The sequence below is a fragment of the Proteus terrae subsp. cibarius genome, assembly GCF_011045835.1.
Lineage (GTDB): Bacteria > Pseudomonadota > Gammaproteobacteria > Enterobacterales > Enterobacteriaceae > Proteus > Proteus cibarius.
Window position 1 is genome coordinate 2,200,070 of record NZ_CP047349.1, and the last position, 17,607, is coordinate 2,217,676.

Sequence of the window (17,607 nt, forward strand, 5' to 3'; positions counted from 1 at the left end):
GATTTTAGGCTTAGTGTGACACACGCCGATTGACCAAATTTTAGTAATGCGGCAAAGTTAATAAATAATCAAGTGAAGCGAGCTTGCACGCAGCCACCGCCACCGCCAGTCAGCTTCAAGTGATGAACAAATATTCCCAATGTTGACGGAATACGGCTAGTTCAGACGCAAGGAAGTCAAATAGCTAATCATCATGCGAACCTCTTACGTAATTTGCTTCCCACAAAACAAGCCACGGTGTCAGCGCCTTTGCGTTATAATCATTTTTGTGCCTGAAATAAAATAATGAAACCTATAAAAGCCAAATATACTGAAATTGTCTTACTCCTAGCCCGATACATTCCTTGGGTATTTCCTAAGTGGCTTCGCTTTATGGCAAAGAGCTACTCTCGAAAAGAGCAAGAATCGATCCGGCATCTATATGAAAAAGAGGATCGAATTAAATCAGCCAGTCTTTTTGATGGAAGCTTCAAGTGGAAAGCTATAAGCGTAGTTGTAAAGGTTGAGCATGATGATTTGGACTCGATTCGCCGATGGCTAAAGTCCAATGCATCTCCTGGTGATTACAACCCTGAGAGAGATGATTCCGTCTTTGAAAACAAATATGACCATGGGGGCGGGTTCAGAAATTTGGGTTGGATTCATTTTCACAGAGAAAACAGGCTGACTTCGCTATTGAGAATGGAGGTAGAAACAGATTTTTGTGATTCTTGTTACGTGTCTCTGTCCAAGTACTCATATGGAATTAATTACTTGTCCCTATATTTCTTTCTGAAGGAGTCAGCCACAGGAATGGTATCCAGCGTTGACGTTAGCGAGATAAGTAGATACTACGCCTTTGCTTCCGCAAATCCATTTTCACAGCAATTTAGACTTATTCAACATCATAACAAACGAAACCTAGTTGAAGATCTTATAAATGAGAATATAAATAAGGTTTGCAGCGATGTGGTCAGTATGGCTAAAAAAGTACTTAGACTATGGCGAATAACTAAGGATGAATCAAAGTTAACGCTAATTGCAGATATCTATCGAGATACTAATGAGCCTTATTTTGTTGAAGTTGATGAATGCGAGGATGATAGCCATGTTCACGTTTGTCCGCGAAGTTTTAAATTTTTAGATGAAAAAATAAGTAGTGATAGTTCAGAGCACTTCATAACAAGTAACATGGTAGAGAAGAACCATCTAGATGCTGTGTTTATAAAGAGCAAAAACATAGAAGAGTTTGACCAGTTTGATAATTTTGCTCGGAATGGGTTGACTCTATACGACTCACACATATTTATCTCAATGTTTATTGATGTAGCGAGACAACACGTAGAGATTTCGGAGTACGCTAATTCAGCATTGTTGAAGAACTCTAACAAGGTTGAAACAAACTATGACATACTTTTTGAATCTACCAACAGGCTAGAATCATTAAGGGAAAATATTCTGGCGATTCAGAAAGAGATTCCTCATGGCTGTAGAGAGCCTTACTCAGATAGCGCAAAAAGAATTGCAAAGTATAGGCTTAAGCTCGCTGATAAATTAAAAGCATCTATAGATCGCAGGGTGTACGGGCTAAATAGTGAAATGCAGGTTCAAAATCTTCGTTTCAATAGGGCATATTCATTGCTTGTTGGGGTTTTGATTATAGTTCAGATTTTACTGGCGGTACTAACGATAGACTGGGGTAACTTAGACGAAAGATTTAATTCGAGTTTTCTTAAGCGTGAGGACTTTGTTCTGAAACAAAACTCAACGGAGACGGACGAACATAACAAAGTACCGCAGTCGACCACTAATGCGTCGGAGTTTGGCGTTAAGCCATAGAAAATTTAATCTGAAACTAACAAGCTACAGAAAAGTTACTAAATCGGATTTGTCCAAAAATCAGTTACGTTGAATGTCAGTTACCTTAACAAGCTTAAAATGAGACGAGTCAAAAATGATACTTAGATGGCTGTCAGATATGATTAATTTCTCATCAAATCTGACAGATCAAGTTAAGACTTACTCGTATAATTGTGTTACTCGTATAATTGATAGCAAGATATTAAGTGGTCCACTCATCAATCATGTCAGACCAGTCCTGCAACATGGCCGCGCGCTGTTCTCGGTATTCGGCTTTGTTGTAAACAGCCCTCACTCCTTTCTGTTCGTGCGCCAGGCATTTTTCTATCCAATCAGTGTTGTATCCTGCTTCATGCAGCAGTGTACTCGCTGTTCTACGAAGGTCATGCGGCCCAAACTTACTTAGTGACTGCCCATCCTTTTGCGCGGCCTTGTATGTCAAATCCATGACTCGGTTCATCGTCGCACTACTCATGGGAGCATCAGAGTCATAACGGGAAGGAAGAATGTAATCAGACCCACCGGCAAATGTCTTCAAGGCAATCAGAATGTCCATCGCCTGGCGCGACAAAAATACCAGGTGAGGGTTACGCCGTTTCATCCTCTCTTTAGGAATCGTCCACAACGCTTCGCTAAAGTTAATTTCATTCCAGGTTGCATTGGTTAATTCGCTTTTGCGTACCATAGTCAGCAATAGCAACTTTACCGCAGCACGAATCGAAGGGGTGGTTCCTACCTTTTCCATATAGCGGTACATCAAACCAATCTCAGCCGGTGTTAACGTTCGGTCTCTTGGCTCAAACCGCGCGATACTTGCGGGCCTCACCAGGTCTGCCGGGTTCTCAACTTTCTGCCCTCTCTCAATCGCCCATCGATACACCTGGAGTACAATGTCACGCGTATGTACAGCCGTTGCGGGCGCTCCACGCTCTACTATCGCGTCAGTCAGTGCTCGCAGATCTTCATGGGTGATTTCGGTCAGCTTCTGATTGCCAAATTTGCCCTCTAACTCTCGGGCGTAGACTGAGCGACGCATATCCCGGGTAGAGTCGGCCATCTGATAACCACGCAGCCATTTCTGAGCCCAGGCCCCAAAGGTTTCAGCATCTTTCGTTCTCGCCTTCGCACGGGCTTTCTCTTTGGCCGGTGACTTTCCATCAGTAACCATTCTCTTCGCTTCATTGAGACGCTCACGCGCTTCTGCTAACGTGATGCCTCCTACTCCGTAGCGGCCAAAGGTAATGGTTTCTTGTCTGCCATTGATCGAGTAGTTGTAGCGAAATGAGATAGAACCCGCAGTGGTCACAGCAACATAGAGGCCATCACGGTCATTGACTTTGTATAGTTTATCTTTGGGTTTGAGATTGCGTAGCTTGGTATCAGTCAGCATGTTTCGACCTATTATTCTTGTTTGATACCATGCTGAAAAACCTCTAAAAAACTAGAGATTAATCATTACAAAACAGATAGATATAAAAATTCAATACCATGCCCCATCAAAAACACTCAGCATGGTATCGGGCGTAATCCATGGCATTACCGATGAATCATACCCATCAAAATACCACGGTCAAACCGTGCTTGGCGTTGCCAGACATTGCCAAAAATGACTAAGCCAAAAACAAAAAAAGTCCGCAATTACGCGGACTTAAGTATGATTTAGTGCTTGTTAATGCCAGACCTTTCTTAAAGGAGCATTATTCCCACTCAATCGTTGCAGGTGGTTTACCGCTGATATCATAAACAACGCGGGAAATACCACTAACTTCATTAATAATGCGGTTAGAAACACGACCTAAGAAGTCATATGGTAAATGTGCCCAATGCGCTGTCATAAAGTCCACAGTTTCAACTGCACGTAATGAAACAACCCAGTCATATTTACGACCGTCGCCCATAACACCCACTGAACGCACAGGTAAGAACACGGTAAATGCTTGGCTTACTTTGTTATATAAATCAGCTTTATGCAGTTCTTCGATAAAGATAGCATCAGCACGACGTAATAAATCACAGTACTCTTTCTTGATCTCACCTAATACGCGAACCCCTAAACCTGGGCCCGGGAATGGGTGACGATAAAGCATGTCGTATGGTAAGCCTAACTCTAAACCAATCTTACGCACTTCATCTTTAAACAGCTCTTTTAATGGCTCAACTAAGCCCAGCTTCATATCTTCTGGTAAGCCACCCACGTTATGGTGCGATTTAATTACATGAGCTTTACCTGTTGCAGATGCAGCAGACTCAATCACATCAGGATAGATAGTGCCTTGTGCTAACCATTTAACTTGTGGCTGTTTAACAGCTTCTTCATCAAAGATTTCAATGAATGTATGACCAATAATTTTGCGTTTTTTCTCAGGATCGTTTTCACCTTTCAATGCAGTTAGGAAACGATCTTCGGCTTCAACATGGATAATATTTAGGTCAAATTTGCCTTTAAACATTTCCATGACTTGTTCTGCTTCATTCAGACGCAATAAGCCGTTATCAACAAATACACATGTTAAACGTTTACCAATCGCACGGTTTAACAATAATGCAGTTACTGATGAATCAACACCGCCTGATAACGCTAAAATAACGTGATCATCACCAATTTGCTCTTTTAAACGAGCAACAGTGTCTTCAATAATGGCGGCGGAAGTCCACAGCGCATCACAACCACAGATATCTAAAACAAAACGTTTTAAAATCGCTAAACCTTGATGGGTATGTGTAACTTCAGGGTGGAATTGAACACCATAAAAACGTTTTTCTTCATTCGCCATGATAGCAAATGGACAAGTTTCAGTGCTCGCTACTGTTACAAAATCTGAAGGAATAGCAGTAACTTTGTCACCGTGGCTCATCCATACATCTAATAATGGTTTACCATCTTCGCTAACAGAATCTTGAATATCACGGAACAGTGCACAAGTTTCACGAATTTCAACTTGTGAGTAACCAAATTCACGCTCACCAGAAACTTCGACGTCGCCACCTAATTGCATCGACATCGTTTGCATACCATAACAAATTCCTAATACAGGAACGCCTGCATTGAATACGTATTCTGGTGCGCGAGGGCTGTTGTCTTCAGTAGTACTTTCAGGGCCACCAGACAGAATAATACCATTAGGATTAAATTCACGAATTTGTTCTTCTGTAACATCCCATGCCCAGAGTTCACAATAAACGCCGATTTCACGAATACGACGAGCAATAAGCTGCGTATACTGTGAACCGAAATCAAGGATAAGAATGCGATGATTATGGATATTTGCTGTCATTTGTGGTGAATTCCAAAACAGATAAAGTCATAAAGTTGAAAGGCTTGCTAATTTATAATCAAAACAAAGTAATAACTAAAACAAGCCTTTCTCGGAATAAATTACATACCTAAGCGATAGTTAGGCGATTCTTTCGTGATGGTCACATCATGGACATGGCTTTCTTGAATACCTGCCCCACTGATACGAACAAATTCAGCTTTGGTATTTAAATCTTTAATTGTTGCGCAACCAGTTAAGCCCATGCATGAGCGTAAACCACCCATTTGTTGATGAACAATAGTTTTCAATAAACCTTTATAAGCAACACGACCTTCGATGCCTTCTGGTACTAATTTGTCTGCTGCATTATCAGTTTGGAAGTAACGATCTGATGAACCTTTAGACATCGCACCTAATGAACCCATGCCGCGATAAGATTTATAAGAACGTCCTTGGAACAGTTCGATCTCGCCCGGAGATTCTTCAGTACCTGCAAACATTGAACCAACCATAACGCAAGCTGCACCTGCTGCTAATGCTTTTGCGATATCGCCAGAGAAACGAATACCGCCGTCTGCAATAACTGGAATGTTGCGATCTTTCAGTGCTTCAACAGCATCTGCAATAGCCGTAATTTGTGGTACACCCACACCGGTTACGATACGTGTTGTGCAAATAGAGCCTGGGCCAATACCTACTTTAACCGCGCTCACACCAGCATCTGCTAGTGCTAATGCACCTTCTGCGGTTGCAACGTTGCCACCAATAATAGGTAGATTTGGATATAATGCACGAGTATCACGAATACGCTGTAAGACACCTTCAGAGTGACCGTGAGATGAGTCAATAAGTAAAATATCAACGCCTGCAGCAACTAATGCAGCAACACGCTCTTCATTACCGGCACCTGCACCAACAGCAGCACCAACACGTAAACGACCGTGTTCGTCTTTACAAGCATTTGGTTTACGTTCTGCTTTCTTGAAGTCTTTTACAGTGATCATTCCTTTCAGGTGGAAGTTGTCATCAACCACTAAAGCTTTCTCTACACGTTTTTCATGCATTCTTTGCATGACAACATCTCGTGCTTCACCTTCTTGCACAGTCACTAAGCGCTCTTTTGGTGTCATTACCGCTGTAACAGGTTGGTCTAAATCAGTAACAAAACGAACATCACGGCCAGTAATAATACCCACTAATTCGTTGTCATTGGTCACAACTGGGTAACCCGCAAAGCCATTGCGTTCAGTCATTGCTTGAACTTCACGTAAAGAAGTTTCTGGTGTTACGGTAATAGGATCAGTGACAACACCACTTTCATGTTTTTTCACACGACGAACTTCTTCAGCTTGACGTTCGATAGACATGTTTTTGTGAATAAAACCAATTCCACCTTCTTGAGCTAATGCGATAGCTAAAGGCGCTTCAGTCACAGTATCCATTGCAGCAGAAAGCATAGGAACATTTAGGCGGATTGTTTCAGTCAGTTGAGTGGATAAGTCGGCAGTATTAGGAAGAACAGTGGAGTGTGCAGGAACTAACAAAACATCATCAAATGTAAGTGCTTCTTTTTTAATTCGTAACATAGCAATATCTCACCAAGGCGGCTTTTAGGAAATAGAAAATATTGCCGCGGAATTATACACACCGTAATCGGTTGCTTCTAGCTTTTTTTCAAAATTTTTATTGATCCTGCCACTAACTTAGGTAGTATCAATCAATTAAGTCTTTGTTTTAAAATTTGATCTGGCTCACATGACACTACCGATAAACAATAATATTTTTACTGTTAGCCGTCTAAATAAGACCGTTCGCCAGTTATTAGAAATGGAAATGGGTCGCATTTGGATCAGCGCTGAAATTTCCAACTTTACTCAACCCTCTTCTGGTCACTGGTATTTTACGTTAAAAGATACTAATGCCCAAATTAGAGCGGCGATGTTTCGTGGTCAAAATAGCAAAGTGAATTTTCGTCCTCAACATGGTCAGCAAGTTTTAGTGCGTGCAACAATTACATTGTATGAACCACGAGGTGATTACCAATTGATTGTTGAAAGTATGCAACCTGCGGGTGACGGACTTTTACAACAACAATTTGAGCTGTTAAAACAAAAACTCAGTGCTGAAGGTTTATTTGATGCTATTCATAAAAAACCCCTGCCATCACCCGCTAAACAAATTGGTGTTATCACTTCATCAACAGGAGCAGCACTGCACGACATTTTAAATATTCTTCGCCGTCGTGATCCCTCTTTGCCTGTTCTTATCTATCCAACTGCGGTTCAAGGTGCTGAAGCGCCTATGCAGATTGTTCATGCCATCGAGCTTGCTAACCGCCGCAAAGAGTGTGATGTTTTAATTGTTGGTCGTGGCGGTGGCTCGTTAGAAGATCTCTGGGCATTTAATGATGAACGTGTTGCTCGTGCTATTTTTGCCAGCGAAATTCCGATTGTAAGCGCCGTTGGCCATGAAACTGATGTAACCATAGCTGATTTTATTGCCGACCTTAGAGCACCAACTCCTTCTGCAGCAGCAGAACTAATCAGCCGTAACAAGCTCGAGCTATTGCGCCAATTACAATCACAACAACAACGCCTTGAAATGGCGATGGATTACTATTTAGCAAAAAAATTACGCGCAATAACACAACTTCATCATCGTTTACAACAACAGCATCCTCATTTACGTCTTGCTCGTCAGCAAAATGTATTGGCTTCAACACAACAGCGTTTAGTTTCTAGTTTTCAGCGACTATTGCAAGCCAAACAACATCAACAAACACAACTACAAAAACGCCTTAATTACCAAGAGCCTAGTTCCCAAATTCAAGCATTACTTCGCCAACAACAACAGTTAATTTACCGTATGCGAGAAAGTATTTCACAACAGTTGTCTCGTCAACGTGAACAATTCGCTATTAGCTGTTCTCGCTTAGAAAGTGTGAGTCCTCTCGCAACACTTTCTCGTGGTTACAGTATTAGCGAAACAGAGTCTGGAGAAGTGCTGAAAAATACCAAACAGGTGAAAGTGGGCGATCCGCTAAAAACGCGTGTTGAAGATGGTTGGATCACCAGTGAAGTGGTTAAAACACAAAAGATAAAAGCTAAACGTAAGACTGCCTCTAAAAATGAGAATTAACCATATCAAATGGTTTAGTTCAACATAAATAAAAAAGGAAAACGGCATCCGAATTATACTGATGCCGTTTTTTATTATTTATATTTTATGATAATCATTACGTTACATTAAAAACGTACTTCTCCTGCAAAAAGATAACTTCTACCGCGAGCTGTTTGTGTATTAGCACTCGGATCTTGCATAATTGGTGATGAATTACTTCTATCAAGCGCATTAGAATAGTTTTTATTCATTAAATTATGTACTGCGAATTTCAGTGAGATATTTTTATTAATTTGATAATTACCATAAACGTCAATTATCGTTGGGATTTTTTCTTGTTCAACCATTGGCACTATACCTAAATCGTAATCAACACCTTCTGGTGAAGATTTTCGTGATTTACCTGTTATTTGAATAACCGTACCCAGTTCTAATGACCTGTCATCAAAGAGGCGAATACCCGTATCTATAGTGGCATAATATTTAGGAAGCTCAGAAGCTGGTGATTGTCCAAAATCTAAGCTAGCAATTGATGTGGGTTGTGATGTGCGTTGATCACTATATGACAGATTAGCGTAGAATACTTCTGCATCATAATTAGCTTGTAACTCATAGCCACGTAAAACCACAGGATCGATACTGTTAGTATGAAGATTAATATTACCGTCATTTTCCATATTGGCGTAATCATCCAATGTTAATGTATCATCAGCTCTACAACGGATCCCTCCTTTGCACACGATAAAAGATTCACTAGAAATATAATTTTTGATCTTTGTGTAATACCATAATCCTTTAAATCGAAAGCTATCACCTTCGATAATTAAATCAGGGCGGTAACTATTAAACCCAAGCTGGAATGTATCAGCCTTTTCACTCTTTAAATATGGATTCATTGAAGCACCACCTTCATTGGCAAAAAATATCTCTTGTGAAGTGGGTGCTCTCATGGTGTGAGCATAACTAACAAAGGGTTGAAATTCAGAAATAATTTCAGCGGAAAGTAACACCCCAGGATCCCAATTTCTATCATGACGATTTACATTCATTTCACCTTCAGGGAAACATGCATCACGAGCCGCACACGCTGGCTTATATCCTTTTATATTGTAATCCACATAATTTAAATTTAGATCAAGAGTATAAATATCGTATTCAAATTTCATTTGTGAAAAAAAGCTAGTTAAATCATTTTTTCCTTGTGGTGCAAATGTATTATTTTCAACCATATTATTTGCTTGCCACGGGTCCGTAGAAGGCGCAATAACACTACGCTTGTATTCTGTTGACATTAATTTAGAGCCGAGTGTTAATGCCATATCAATTTCACCATAATTAAAACGGCTGGTATTTTTAACTACGAGAGAATCAGAGGTATTTTTGGCATTTGCATTACGCAAGCTCATTAAAGAATCGCCTTCAAATTTTTGAGACGCTTGGCTGTGACTCAAACGAATTTCACTGTCAAAAAGATCATTTAATGGTGTATAGCGATATTTTGCATAATAATCTTTAGCATCAATTTTACGTCGATTAAAATTATTATTATAAAATCGACCACTTAATTCTAATTCATGGGAATCGTTTGGTTTAATATTAATTTTTGCTAATTCTGAATGGGGCTTTTGATTAAAATGTTTATTAGTCGCAAATTCTTCACTATTAAAACCAGCACCATTTTTATAAGAAGATTCTATTTTGTGTCCACTTAACGCAATCATTGCACCAGCTGTACCATTATCATTAAATAATGAACGTTGTCCTGCAAAAGCGACCATACCGTTATAACCTAACCCATTAGTACCACCAGCTGCTTTACTTCTTACTCCCCATGAATTTCCTTTAAATAAAATATCTTCGATACCAATAGTTTTAAAATTAGCGCTACCTGCTAAGGCATTGATACTATTTTCACCATCTTGTTGACCTCGAGAAATATCAACTTGAACAATAAAGTTTGGATCAAGCATGCTATTAAATTGATTATATGGCTGACCACCATGGCTAATTTGGCTAGGAGATGTGCTATATGTTGTTTGCGTAACACCATCTACCATCATATTAACGCGCCCAAACCCACTAAGTCCGCGAATATTGACACTCACACCTGGTTGACTTACATCCATTTGAGTGTAAGTCCCAGGGGTTGATCGCAATGCTTGTTCAACAGACTCGAGATTATTAATTTCACCAATAGAACTATAAGCACCTGGTTTTCCCAATGTTTTCTGTTCTGGTGTTTCTTTTTGTGCTGATGAAACTTTTAAGCTACTAAATTGAACCGCTTTATCCACTTCAGATGCGATGACGAGATGATTAACACCTGAAAATAAAATAAGAGTACTAAGTATTTTCCTTGTAAACTTCATAATAAACCTATTCTTTATTTTTATTGAAATAGGCTCACGTTGCTTTATATAAAGTAATTAAACCAAAAAATATTATTATTATATTCGCTTTAAATAATAGCGCTGTCTCTCTTAAAGAGAGACAGGCTAATTTTATTAAACTTATTTATTATTACAGATTATTCTATTTTATATTTTGAACTTTAAAATAGACTTCAGGTTGTTCTAACATCAGAATAAAGGCATATTCTTTCGCAGTATCGCGTAAGCGGTTAAAACGTCCTGATTTACCGCCGTGTCCTGCACTCATATTAGTATCAAGTAATAATAGATTATTATCTGTTTTTAATTCACGCAATTTAGCAACCCACTTTGCAGGCTCCCAATATTGCACTTGTGAATCATGTAATCCTGTTGTGACTAATAAATGAGGATAAGCCTTAGCAACGACATTATCGTATGGGCTATATGATTTTAAGCGGAAATAAACGTCTCTATCAGCAGGATTTCCCCACTCTTCATATTCCCCTGTTGTTAAAGGGATTGATGCATCTAGCATGGTTGTCACAACATCAACAAATGGAACTTGAGATACAACACCACGGTATAATTCTGGTGCCATATTCACAACAGCGCCCATTAATAAACCACCCGCACTGCCCCCCATAGCATAAACGTGTTTAGGTGCTCCGTAACCTTCAGCAATTAGGTATTTAGTGGCATCAATAAAGTCAGTAAAAGTATTAACCTTATGTTCCATTTTACCTTGGTTATACCAGCGCTTACCTAATTCACCACCACCACGCACATGCACAATCGCATAGACAAAACCTCGGTCTAACAAACTTAAACGAGGTGAGCTAAATGAAGGATCAATACTACTACCGTAAGAGCCATAACCATAAATTAAGATAGGATTTTCACCTTTCTTAAATAAGTCTTTGCGGTAAACCAATGATACGGGAACTTCAACACCATCTTGTGCTTTTACCCAAATGCGCTCACTTTCATACAAATCACGTTCAAAGCCTTTCACTTCTTGCTGTTTAAGCAGTTGCTTTTGATGTGTTTGCATATTCCATTGATAAGTTGAAGATGGTGTTGTCATGGATGTATAACCGAACCGAAGCTCTTCACTATCTGCTTGAGGGTTAAACCCTAACCATGCCATATAAACAGGATCGTCAAATGTGACATTGGTTGATTGACCTGTTTTCCAATCAATTTGGCGTAATGACACTAAACCTTGCTTTCTTTCTTCAACCACCAACCAGCGATTAAAGAGATCAAAACCTTCTAAATCGTCATCTTTTTGTGGCGCAATGACGGTTTCCCAAGGCTTATCAATTGAGGCCGTTTTATAAAGACCAAATAATTCACTCTCATGATTCGAACGAATATAAAATTCACCATTAAAATGGTCGATATCATATTCGCGCCCTTCTTGACGTGCAGAGAAGATAACCATTGGTTTTTCTGGTGCATTTGCATCAATTAAGCGAGACTCTGAAGTGGTTGAACTTTCGATAGAGACCAGAATGTAATCTTTAGATTTACTTTTACCCATCCAGGTATAAAAACGATCATCGTTTTCTTCAAAGATTTTGACGTCTTGTTTACGATCTGTGCCATATTGATGGCGATAGATTTGATAAGGCAGTAGTGTTTGCGGATCTTTATCAACATAAAATAGTGTTTTGCTATCATTTGCCCACACTAAGTTTGCTGAGATATTGGTTAACACATTCTCTTTCCATGTGTTATCTGATAAATCTTTATAGGCAACATTATAGTTTCTGCGCCCTTCTTTATCTTCTGCAATGGCAATGCGTTTGTTATCTGGGCTAATGGTCAAATCACCTAATTGATAGAATTCATGCCCTTTAGCACGTTCGTTTCCATCAACGAGAACTTCCCATTCACCTTCACTATTAACTGGCTTACGCTGATAAATAGGAAAATCTTTACCTTCTTGGTAAATAGTACGATAAGTATAGCCATTATAAATATAAGGCACAGACTCATCATTTTGAGCCATACGGCTAACCATCTCATTGAAGAGTGTTTCTTCTAATGCCTTACCTTCTTTCATTACAGATTCGGTATAAGCGTTTTCAGCATTCAGATAATCAAGCACTTTTGGATCTTTGCGTGAATCATCTCTTAGCCAATAATAATTATCAGTACGTGCATCGCCATGTTCTGTCATCACATGAGGCACTTTATTCGCTTTTGGTGGCGTCACTAGGGAGTCCTTTTGATTTTGAGCCAATGCAGGTGTTGTTGAAATTAACAAAGCCATGATCGCACTCGTTAATTGCAACGTCATCCGTTTTTTTGTTGCGACTAGCATAACGTTTTATTTCCTTTTTAACCTGTCGTTAGAACGTTAGTGTAGAAAACTCAATTGGCATTTCAACCATTATTTTACCTTTCGACAATAACTCGATTGGCGGTATCGGTAAGGGCTCTGCACGTTTGAGTACTCTTTGTGCTTCTCTATCTAAAGAGCGCACACCACTGCTGAGAATTAATTCACTGGATATGACATAACCTTGTTCATCAACAAAAAAGCGTACTTTAGAAACACCACTTCTGCCTTTGCTTTTTGCTTCTTCAGGATAGGCTTTATAGCGATTAAGGTGTCCTTTTGTTTTAGCTTGCCATAATGCTAATGCGCTTTCTGAGCTATCTGAATCGCTGTCATAATTTGCACTGACATCATTAGATTGCTGTTTCGCCGCGGAGCGACTACTTGAAGGTGCTGATTGGCTAGACACATTTTCACTCATAATCGGTGCAGGTTTTACAAGAGAGGTAACAGGAGTTACTTTAGCAGTTTGCTCTACATTAACCCTTTTTTGGGGTTTTTCGATCAAAATATCAGCATTTTCATTCACAATAAGATCAGGCTGCTTTTCAGCAATATCCTGCTCTATCTTTTTTTGGCTTGCCACTGCCAGTTGTTGATCGACTCCTACAACCTGTTTTTCATCACTGAGCGCTTGTACATTTTCACTTAAGCTCATCATTACAGCTAATTCAGGCTCTTGTATTAATACCGTATTTTCTTTATTGAGAAAAAAATAAGCCATGACAAAAACAGCGTGTACACCGATAGCCAAAATTAACGCCTTAGAACTGCAAAGCTGAAATTTTGGCATTTGATCCATACAAGAGGAAATAAGCATAATCGTGTTATCAATAAATTAAGGTAATGCGACAGGTGTTATCCAAAGATAATCTGCATGAACTGAAGTAACATCACTTCCCTCTTCTGCCATTATCACGACTGTCACGTTTTCATTCGGCGCTAAATCAGCAACGTGTAAAGGTACACCCATTATTTTTGTGGCATGAAAAGAGCCAGCAATTAAAAGTGCAGGCGTAGGAGCATCTAATAAACTTTTCGCCATTGCACGATCACGCAATTGCTGGATAACTGTCATTTTTTCTGCTTGTGTTTTATCAAGCTCGCCACCATGAGAAAGCTCGATTGTTTTTTGAATAAGTTGGCGAACGGATTTATCAGTTGAATGCACACCATCAATAATAGGAGGATTTTTATACGCACTAGATATTTCACTGCGATCAATATTGGCGGCTAATAAAGGATAATCGGCGCTTAGTCCTGCTTTAACAATATTGCCATACCATTTCCAAGGCCAACCTGAATTCCACTTTAATGCAGCCATTAATCGCTCATCACGTAAGTATTCAGATCCTGAATAACGTTTCTTTGTGTTATCAACTAAGGATTGCTGGCTTGGCGTTAGCATCTCGAGTAAAACAGCGCCTTGGGGTCGCTTTTTAGGTAACTCTGTCATCAACCAATATTCAATATCATGATGATAAGCATTGTCATGTTTTTCGCCAATAATCACACGTGATTGACTTGCTAATCGTGTTAATAGTGTATCTGCTGTGATGGATTGCCCAGTCTGAGTATCAATGATATTTGCCGACTGAATAATTGTCAGATCTACGGGTGATGCAGGTTGTTTTTCTATCGAATGACATGCTGAAAGACTAATTAATGAAACTAGTAGTAAGATCCTTTTTGATATTGAGAAAAACATAATCATCCTATTAGTTATATATACTTACTTCAGTTGGGCAAATAGGTTAATATTATTGCTAATAATTATCAATATCATTCTTATATTAATTTGCATTTGGTGCTTTTATACCTATTTTAAAGATACAAAAAAAGCGCCTGATAAAAGGCGCTTTATGGATGTGACTATCTAATTAGTAACAATTAGTTTTGAGATTTTGCCTGAGCTTCAACAACAGCTAATGCCACCATATTCACGATACGACGTACTGACGCAATTGGTGTCAAGATGTGTGCTGGTTTAGCAACACCCATTAATACAGGCCCTACTGTTACACCATCAGAGCTCGTTACACGTAATAAGTTATAGCTAATACGTGCGGCTTCCATTGTTGGCATAACTAACAGGTTTGCAGAGCCTTTTAATGGACTATCTGGCATCACGTCACGACGAATAGATTCTACTAATGCCGCATCTGCGTGCATTTCACCATCAATTTCTAATTCAGGTGCGCGTTGTTTGATTATCTCTAATGCTTTTCTGAGTTTAATTGAAGATGGGCTATCGAATGAACCAAAGCTTGAACGAGAAACCAGCGCTGCTTTTGGCTCAATACCAAAGCGACGGATAGTATCAGCAGCCATAATCGTTATATCGGCTAGCTGTTCTGCGGTTGGATCTTCATTAACGTAAGTATCTGTAATAAAGGTGTTACCACTTGGCAATAACAGTGCGTTCATTGCGCCAGCTGTTTCCATTCCTTCACGTAAACCGAACACATTTTTGTAGATTTCAAAATGTTCAGAATAGCTACCTACTGTACCGCAAATCAGGCCGTCTGCTTCACCTCGGCGAACCATAATGGCACCAATCAGTGTTGGATTACCAATCATTGCACGGCGAGCTTGCTCTTGTGATACACCGCGACGTTTCATGATTTGGTGATATTCTTGCCAGTACTCTTTGAAACGTGGATCGTTTTCATTATTCACCACTTCAAAGTCTTTACCGGCTTTAATATGTAAACCCAATTTCTGAATACGCATTTCAATCACACTAGGGCGACCAATTAAGATTGGTGTGGCTAATCCTAACGTTACTAGTTCTTGCGTTGCATGCAGTACGCGGTTTTCTTCCCCTTCTGCTAATACAATACGTTTTTTCTCTTTCTTCGCTTGAGAGAAAATAGGCTTCATAAATAAGTTTGTTTTATAAACAAACTCATTAAGGTGTTCAATATAAGCAGAGAAGTCTTCAATTGGACGTGTCGCAACACCAGAATCCATCGCTGCTTTTGCAACTGCTGGCGCAATTTTCACAATCAAACGTGGATCAAATGGTTTTGGAATAATGTATTCAGGGCCAAAAGAGAGTTCCTGATCACCATAAGCAGAAGCAACTTCTTCGTTTTGTTCTGCTAACGCTAATTCTGCAATAGCATGAACACAGGCGAGTTTCATTTCCTCATTAATTGCAGTCGCACCAACGTCTAATGCGCCACGGAAAATGAATGGGAAACACAATACGTTATTAACCTGATTTGGGTAGTCTGAACGCCCTGTACAGATAATTGCATCTGAACGTACTGCTTTTGCTAGCGGTGGTAAAATTTCAGGTTCTGGATTTGCAAGCGCGAGAATAAGTGGATCGCGTGCCATTTTTTTGACCATTTCTTGCGTTAATACGCCCGGCCCTGAACAACCTAAGAAGATGTCAGCATTATTAATTACATCATCTAATGTACGAGTACCATTATCTTCAATCGCATAAGCCGCTTTAGTTTCTGCCATATTGGCTTCACGACCGCGGTAGATAACCCCTTTAGAGTCACATACAGTGATGTTTTCGCGTGTTAGCCCTAAAGCAACCAATAAGTTCATACAAGCAATAGATGCGGCGCCGGCACCTGATACCACTAATTTTACTTTGCTGATCTCTTTTTTAATAATACGTAAGCCATTGAGAATGGCTGCTGTAGAAATAATCGCTGTACCATGCTGATCATCATGGAATACAGGAATGTTCATTTTCTCACGCAGTTTTTTCTCAATATAGAAACACTCTGGTGCTTTAATGTCTTCGAGGTTAATACCACCAAATGTTGGCTCTAATGACGCAATAATATCAACAAGTTTATCAGGATCTGTCTCATTAACTTCGATGTCAAAAACATCAACGCCAGAAAACTTCTTAAATAAAACGCCTTTACCTTCCATCACAGGCTTACCTGCTAAGGCACCGATATTTCCAAGTCCAAGTACTGCAGTACCATTTGAAATCACCGCGACAAGGTTGCCTTTAGCTGTATAGCGATAAGCGGCAAGAGGATCGGCTGCAATTTCTAAACAAGGAGCGGCGACACCTGGTGAATAAGCTAATGCTAAATCACGTTGAGTTGTGAGTGGTTTTGTCGGTGTTACTGTGATTTTGCCTGGTACGGGAAATTCATGAAAATCCAGAGCGCTTTGTTTTAATTTGTCTTCCATCTTCATATCCTTTGTATCAATAGGGTAAGGGCTTCGTTAGTATAATGGTAATGGAGCGTTAAATCATGACGGCTCCGACACTTTTTTCAAATTAGTAAACGAGATCCATTATAAACAATTAATACCTAATTATAGGTATATTATTGACGCTATTTAATTTCATCTGTGTAATAAACTCGAACAGAAAAAAGACAATATTTGTTTATTATTTACCAGATATTAAATTAACATTTAAAATAATTAAATTTTTTATATAGTTTAAAAAAACAATAACTATTTTCACTTGTTGATTATTTTTAAAATAGTCTCACCCCCGCACAACTCATTGTAACTATAAAGATTTTATAGAATTGGATTTTTTGTTAGTCTTTTTGGTTATTTTCTTTTTTACCAGTAACAATAATTGGTGTAATATTGCCAACCGTCAATTTTATTTTCTTATTCTTTTAATAAGATGTCTGATTCTAATTTTTATTCCTCATTTGGAATTTACTTTTTT

10 protein-coding genes are annotated in these 17,607 nt (G+C 39.2%); 2 read left to right on the plus strand and 8 right to left on the minus strand.

From position 1 onward, the window contains the following. Positions 1–372: 372 nt before the first annotated feature. Entirely contained in the window at positions 373–1,818 is a 1,446-nt protein-coding gene (locus tag GTH25_RS10315) for a hypothetical protein (protein WP_164530546.1), read from the plus strand. Positions 1,819–2,041: 223 nt separating this feature from the next. Here the strand turns inward: GTH25_RS10315 and GTH25_RS10320 are convergent, their stop codons facing one another. The 3 genes from GTH25_RS10320 to guaB form a co-directional block, all read right to left on the minus strand. Continuing rightward, positions 2,042–3,229 (minus strand): tyrosine-type recombinase/integrase, encoded by a 1,188-nt coding sequence (locus tag GTH25_RS10320; RefSeq protein ID WP_164530547.1) that lies wholly within the window; start codon positions 3,227–3,229, stop codon positions 2,042–2,044. Between the two features lie 307 nt (positions 3,230–3,536). After that, a complete protein-coding gene (gene guaA, locus GTH25_RS10325; RefSeq protein ID WP_098942517.1) occupies positions 3,537–5,114 on the minus strand; it encodes a glutamine-hydrolyzing GMP synthase in 1,578 nt (525 codons plus the stop codon). A gap of 101 nt (positions 5,115–5,215) precedes the next feature. After that, the gene (gene guaB / locus GTH25_RS10330) at positions 5,216–6,682 is read right to left on the minus strand and encodes an IMP dehydrogenase (protein WP_075671849.1); all 1,467 of its coding nucleotides are present in this window, start codon (positions 6,680–6,682) and stop codon (positions 5,216–5,218) included. 169 nt (positions 6,683–6,851) lie between these two features. Here guaB and xseA point away from each other — a divergent pair, with 169 nt between their 5' ends. Continuing rightward, the gene (gene xseA / locus GTH25_RS10335; protein ID WP_098942515.1) at positions 6,852–8,234 is read left to right on the plus strand and encodes an exodeoxyribonuclease VII large subunit; all 1,383 of its coding nucleotides are present in this window, start codon (positions 6,852–6,854) and stop codon (positions 8,232–8,234) included. Positions 8,235–8,341: 107 nt separating this feature from the next. On the opposite strand, the gene GTH25_RS10340 is transcribed toward xseA, so the two are convergent. The 5 genes from GTH25_RS10340 to maeB all read right to left on the minus strand — a co-directional run bounded on the left by GTH25_RS10340 (position 8,342) and on the right by maeB (position 17,108). After that, positions 8,342–10,585: a TonB-dependent receptor gene (locus tag GTH25_RS10340; protein ID WP_156733582.1), complete on the minus strand. Its 2,244-nt coding sequence runs from the start codon at positions 10,583–10,585 to the stop codon at positions 8,342–8,344. 163 nt (positions 10,586–10,748) lie between these two features. After that, the gene (locus tag GTH25_RS10345; RefSeq protein WP_164530548.1) at positions 10,749–12,917 is read right to left on the minus strand and encodes a S9 family peptidase; all 2,169 of its coding nucleotides are present in this window, start codon (positions 12,915–12,917) and stop codon (positions 10,749–10,751) included. 28 nt (positions 12,918–12,945) lie between these two features. Continuing rightward, on the minus strand, positions 12,946–13,689 hold the full coding sequence (locus tag GTH25_RS10350) for an energy transducer TonB family protein (protein ID WP_238795196.1): 744 nt from the start codon (positions 13,687–13,689) through the stop codon (positions 12,946–12,948). Between the two features lie 84 nt (positions 13,690–13,773). Then, the gene (locus GTH25_RS10355) at positions 13,774–14,643 is read right to left on the minus strand and encodes a ChaN family lipoprotein (RefSeq protein WP_075671859.1); all 870 of its coding nucleotides are present in this window, start codon (positions 14,641–14,643) and stop codon (positions 13,774–13,776) included. A 182-nt stretch (positions 14,644–14,825) separates the two neighbouring features. Continuing rightward, positions 14,826–17,108: an NADP-dependent oxaloacetate-decarboxylating malate dehydrogenase gene (gene maeB, locus GTH25_RS10360; protein WP_075671861.1), complete on the minus strand. Its 2,283-nt coding sequence runs from the start codon at positions 17,106–17,108 to the stop codon at positions 14,826–14,828. Positions 17,109–17,607: the final 499 nt, after the last annotated feature.

Excerpts from the sequence above, each read along its gene's own strand:
- GTH25_RS10340 (WP_156733582.1), bottom strand. The coding sequence starts at position 10,585 with ATGAAGTTTACAAGGAAAATACTTAGTACTCTTATTTTATTTTCAGGT.
- xseA (WP_098942515.1), top strand. The coding sequence starts at position 6,852 with ATGACACTACCGATAAACAATAATATTTTTACTGTTAGCCGTCTAAAT.
- GTH25_RS10355 (WP_075671859.1), bottom strand. The coding sequence starts at position 14,643 with ATGTTTTTCTCAATATCAAAAAGGATCTTACTACTAGTTTCATTAATT.
- GTH25_RS10345 (WP_164530548.1), bottom strand. The coding sequence starts at position 12,917 with ATGCTAGTCGCAACAAAAAAACGGATGACGTTGCAATTAACGAGTGCG.
- GTH25_RS10320 (WP_164530547.1), bottom strand. The coding sequence starts at position 3,229 with ATGCTGACTGATACCAAGCTACGCAATCTCAAACCCAAAGATAAACTA.
- guaB (WP_075671849.1), bottom strand. The coding sequence starts at position 6,682 with ATGTTACGAATTAAAAAAGAAGCACTTACATTTGATGATGTTTTGTTA.
- GTH25_RS10315 (WP_164530546.1), top strand. The coding sequence starts at position 373 with ATGGCAAAGAGCTACTCTCGAAAAGAGCAAGAATCGATCCGGCATCTA.
- guaA (WP_098942517.1), bottom strand. The coding sequence starts at position 5,114 with ATGACAGCAAATATCCATAATCATCGCATTCTTATCCTTGATTTCGGT.
- maeB (WP_075671861.1), bottom strand. The coding sequence starts at position 17,108 with ATGGAAGACAAATTAAAACAAAGCGCTCTGGATTTTCATGAATTTCCC.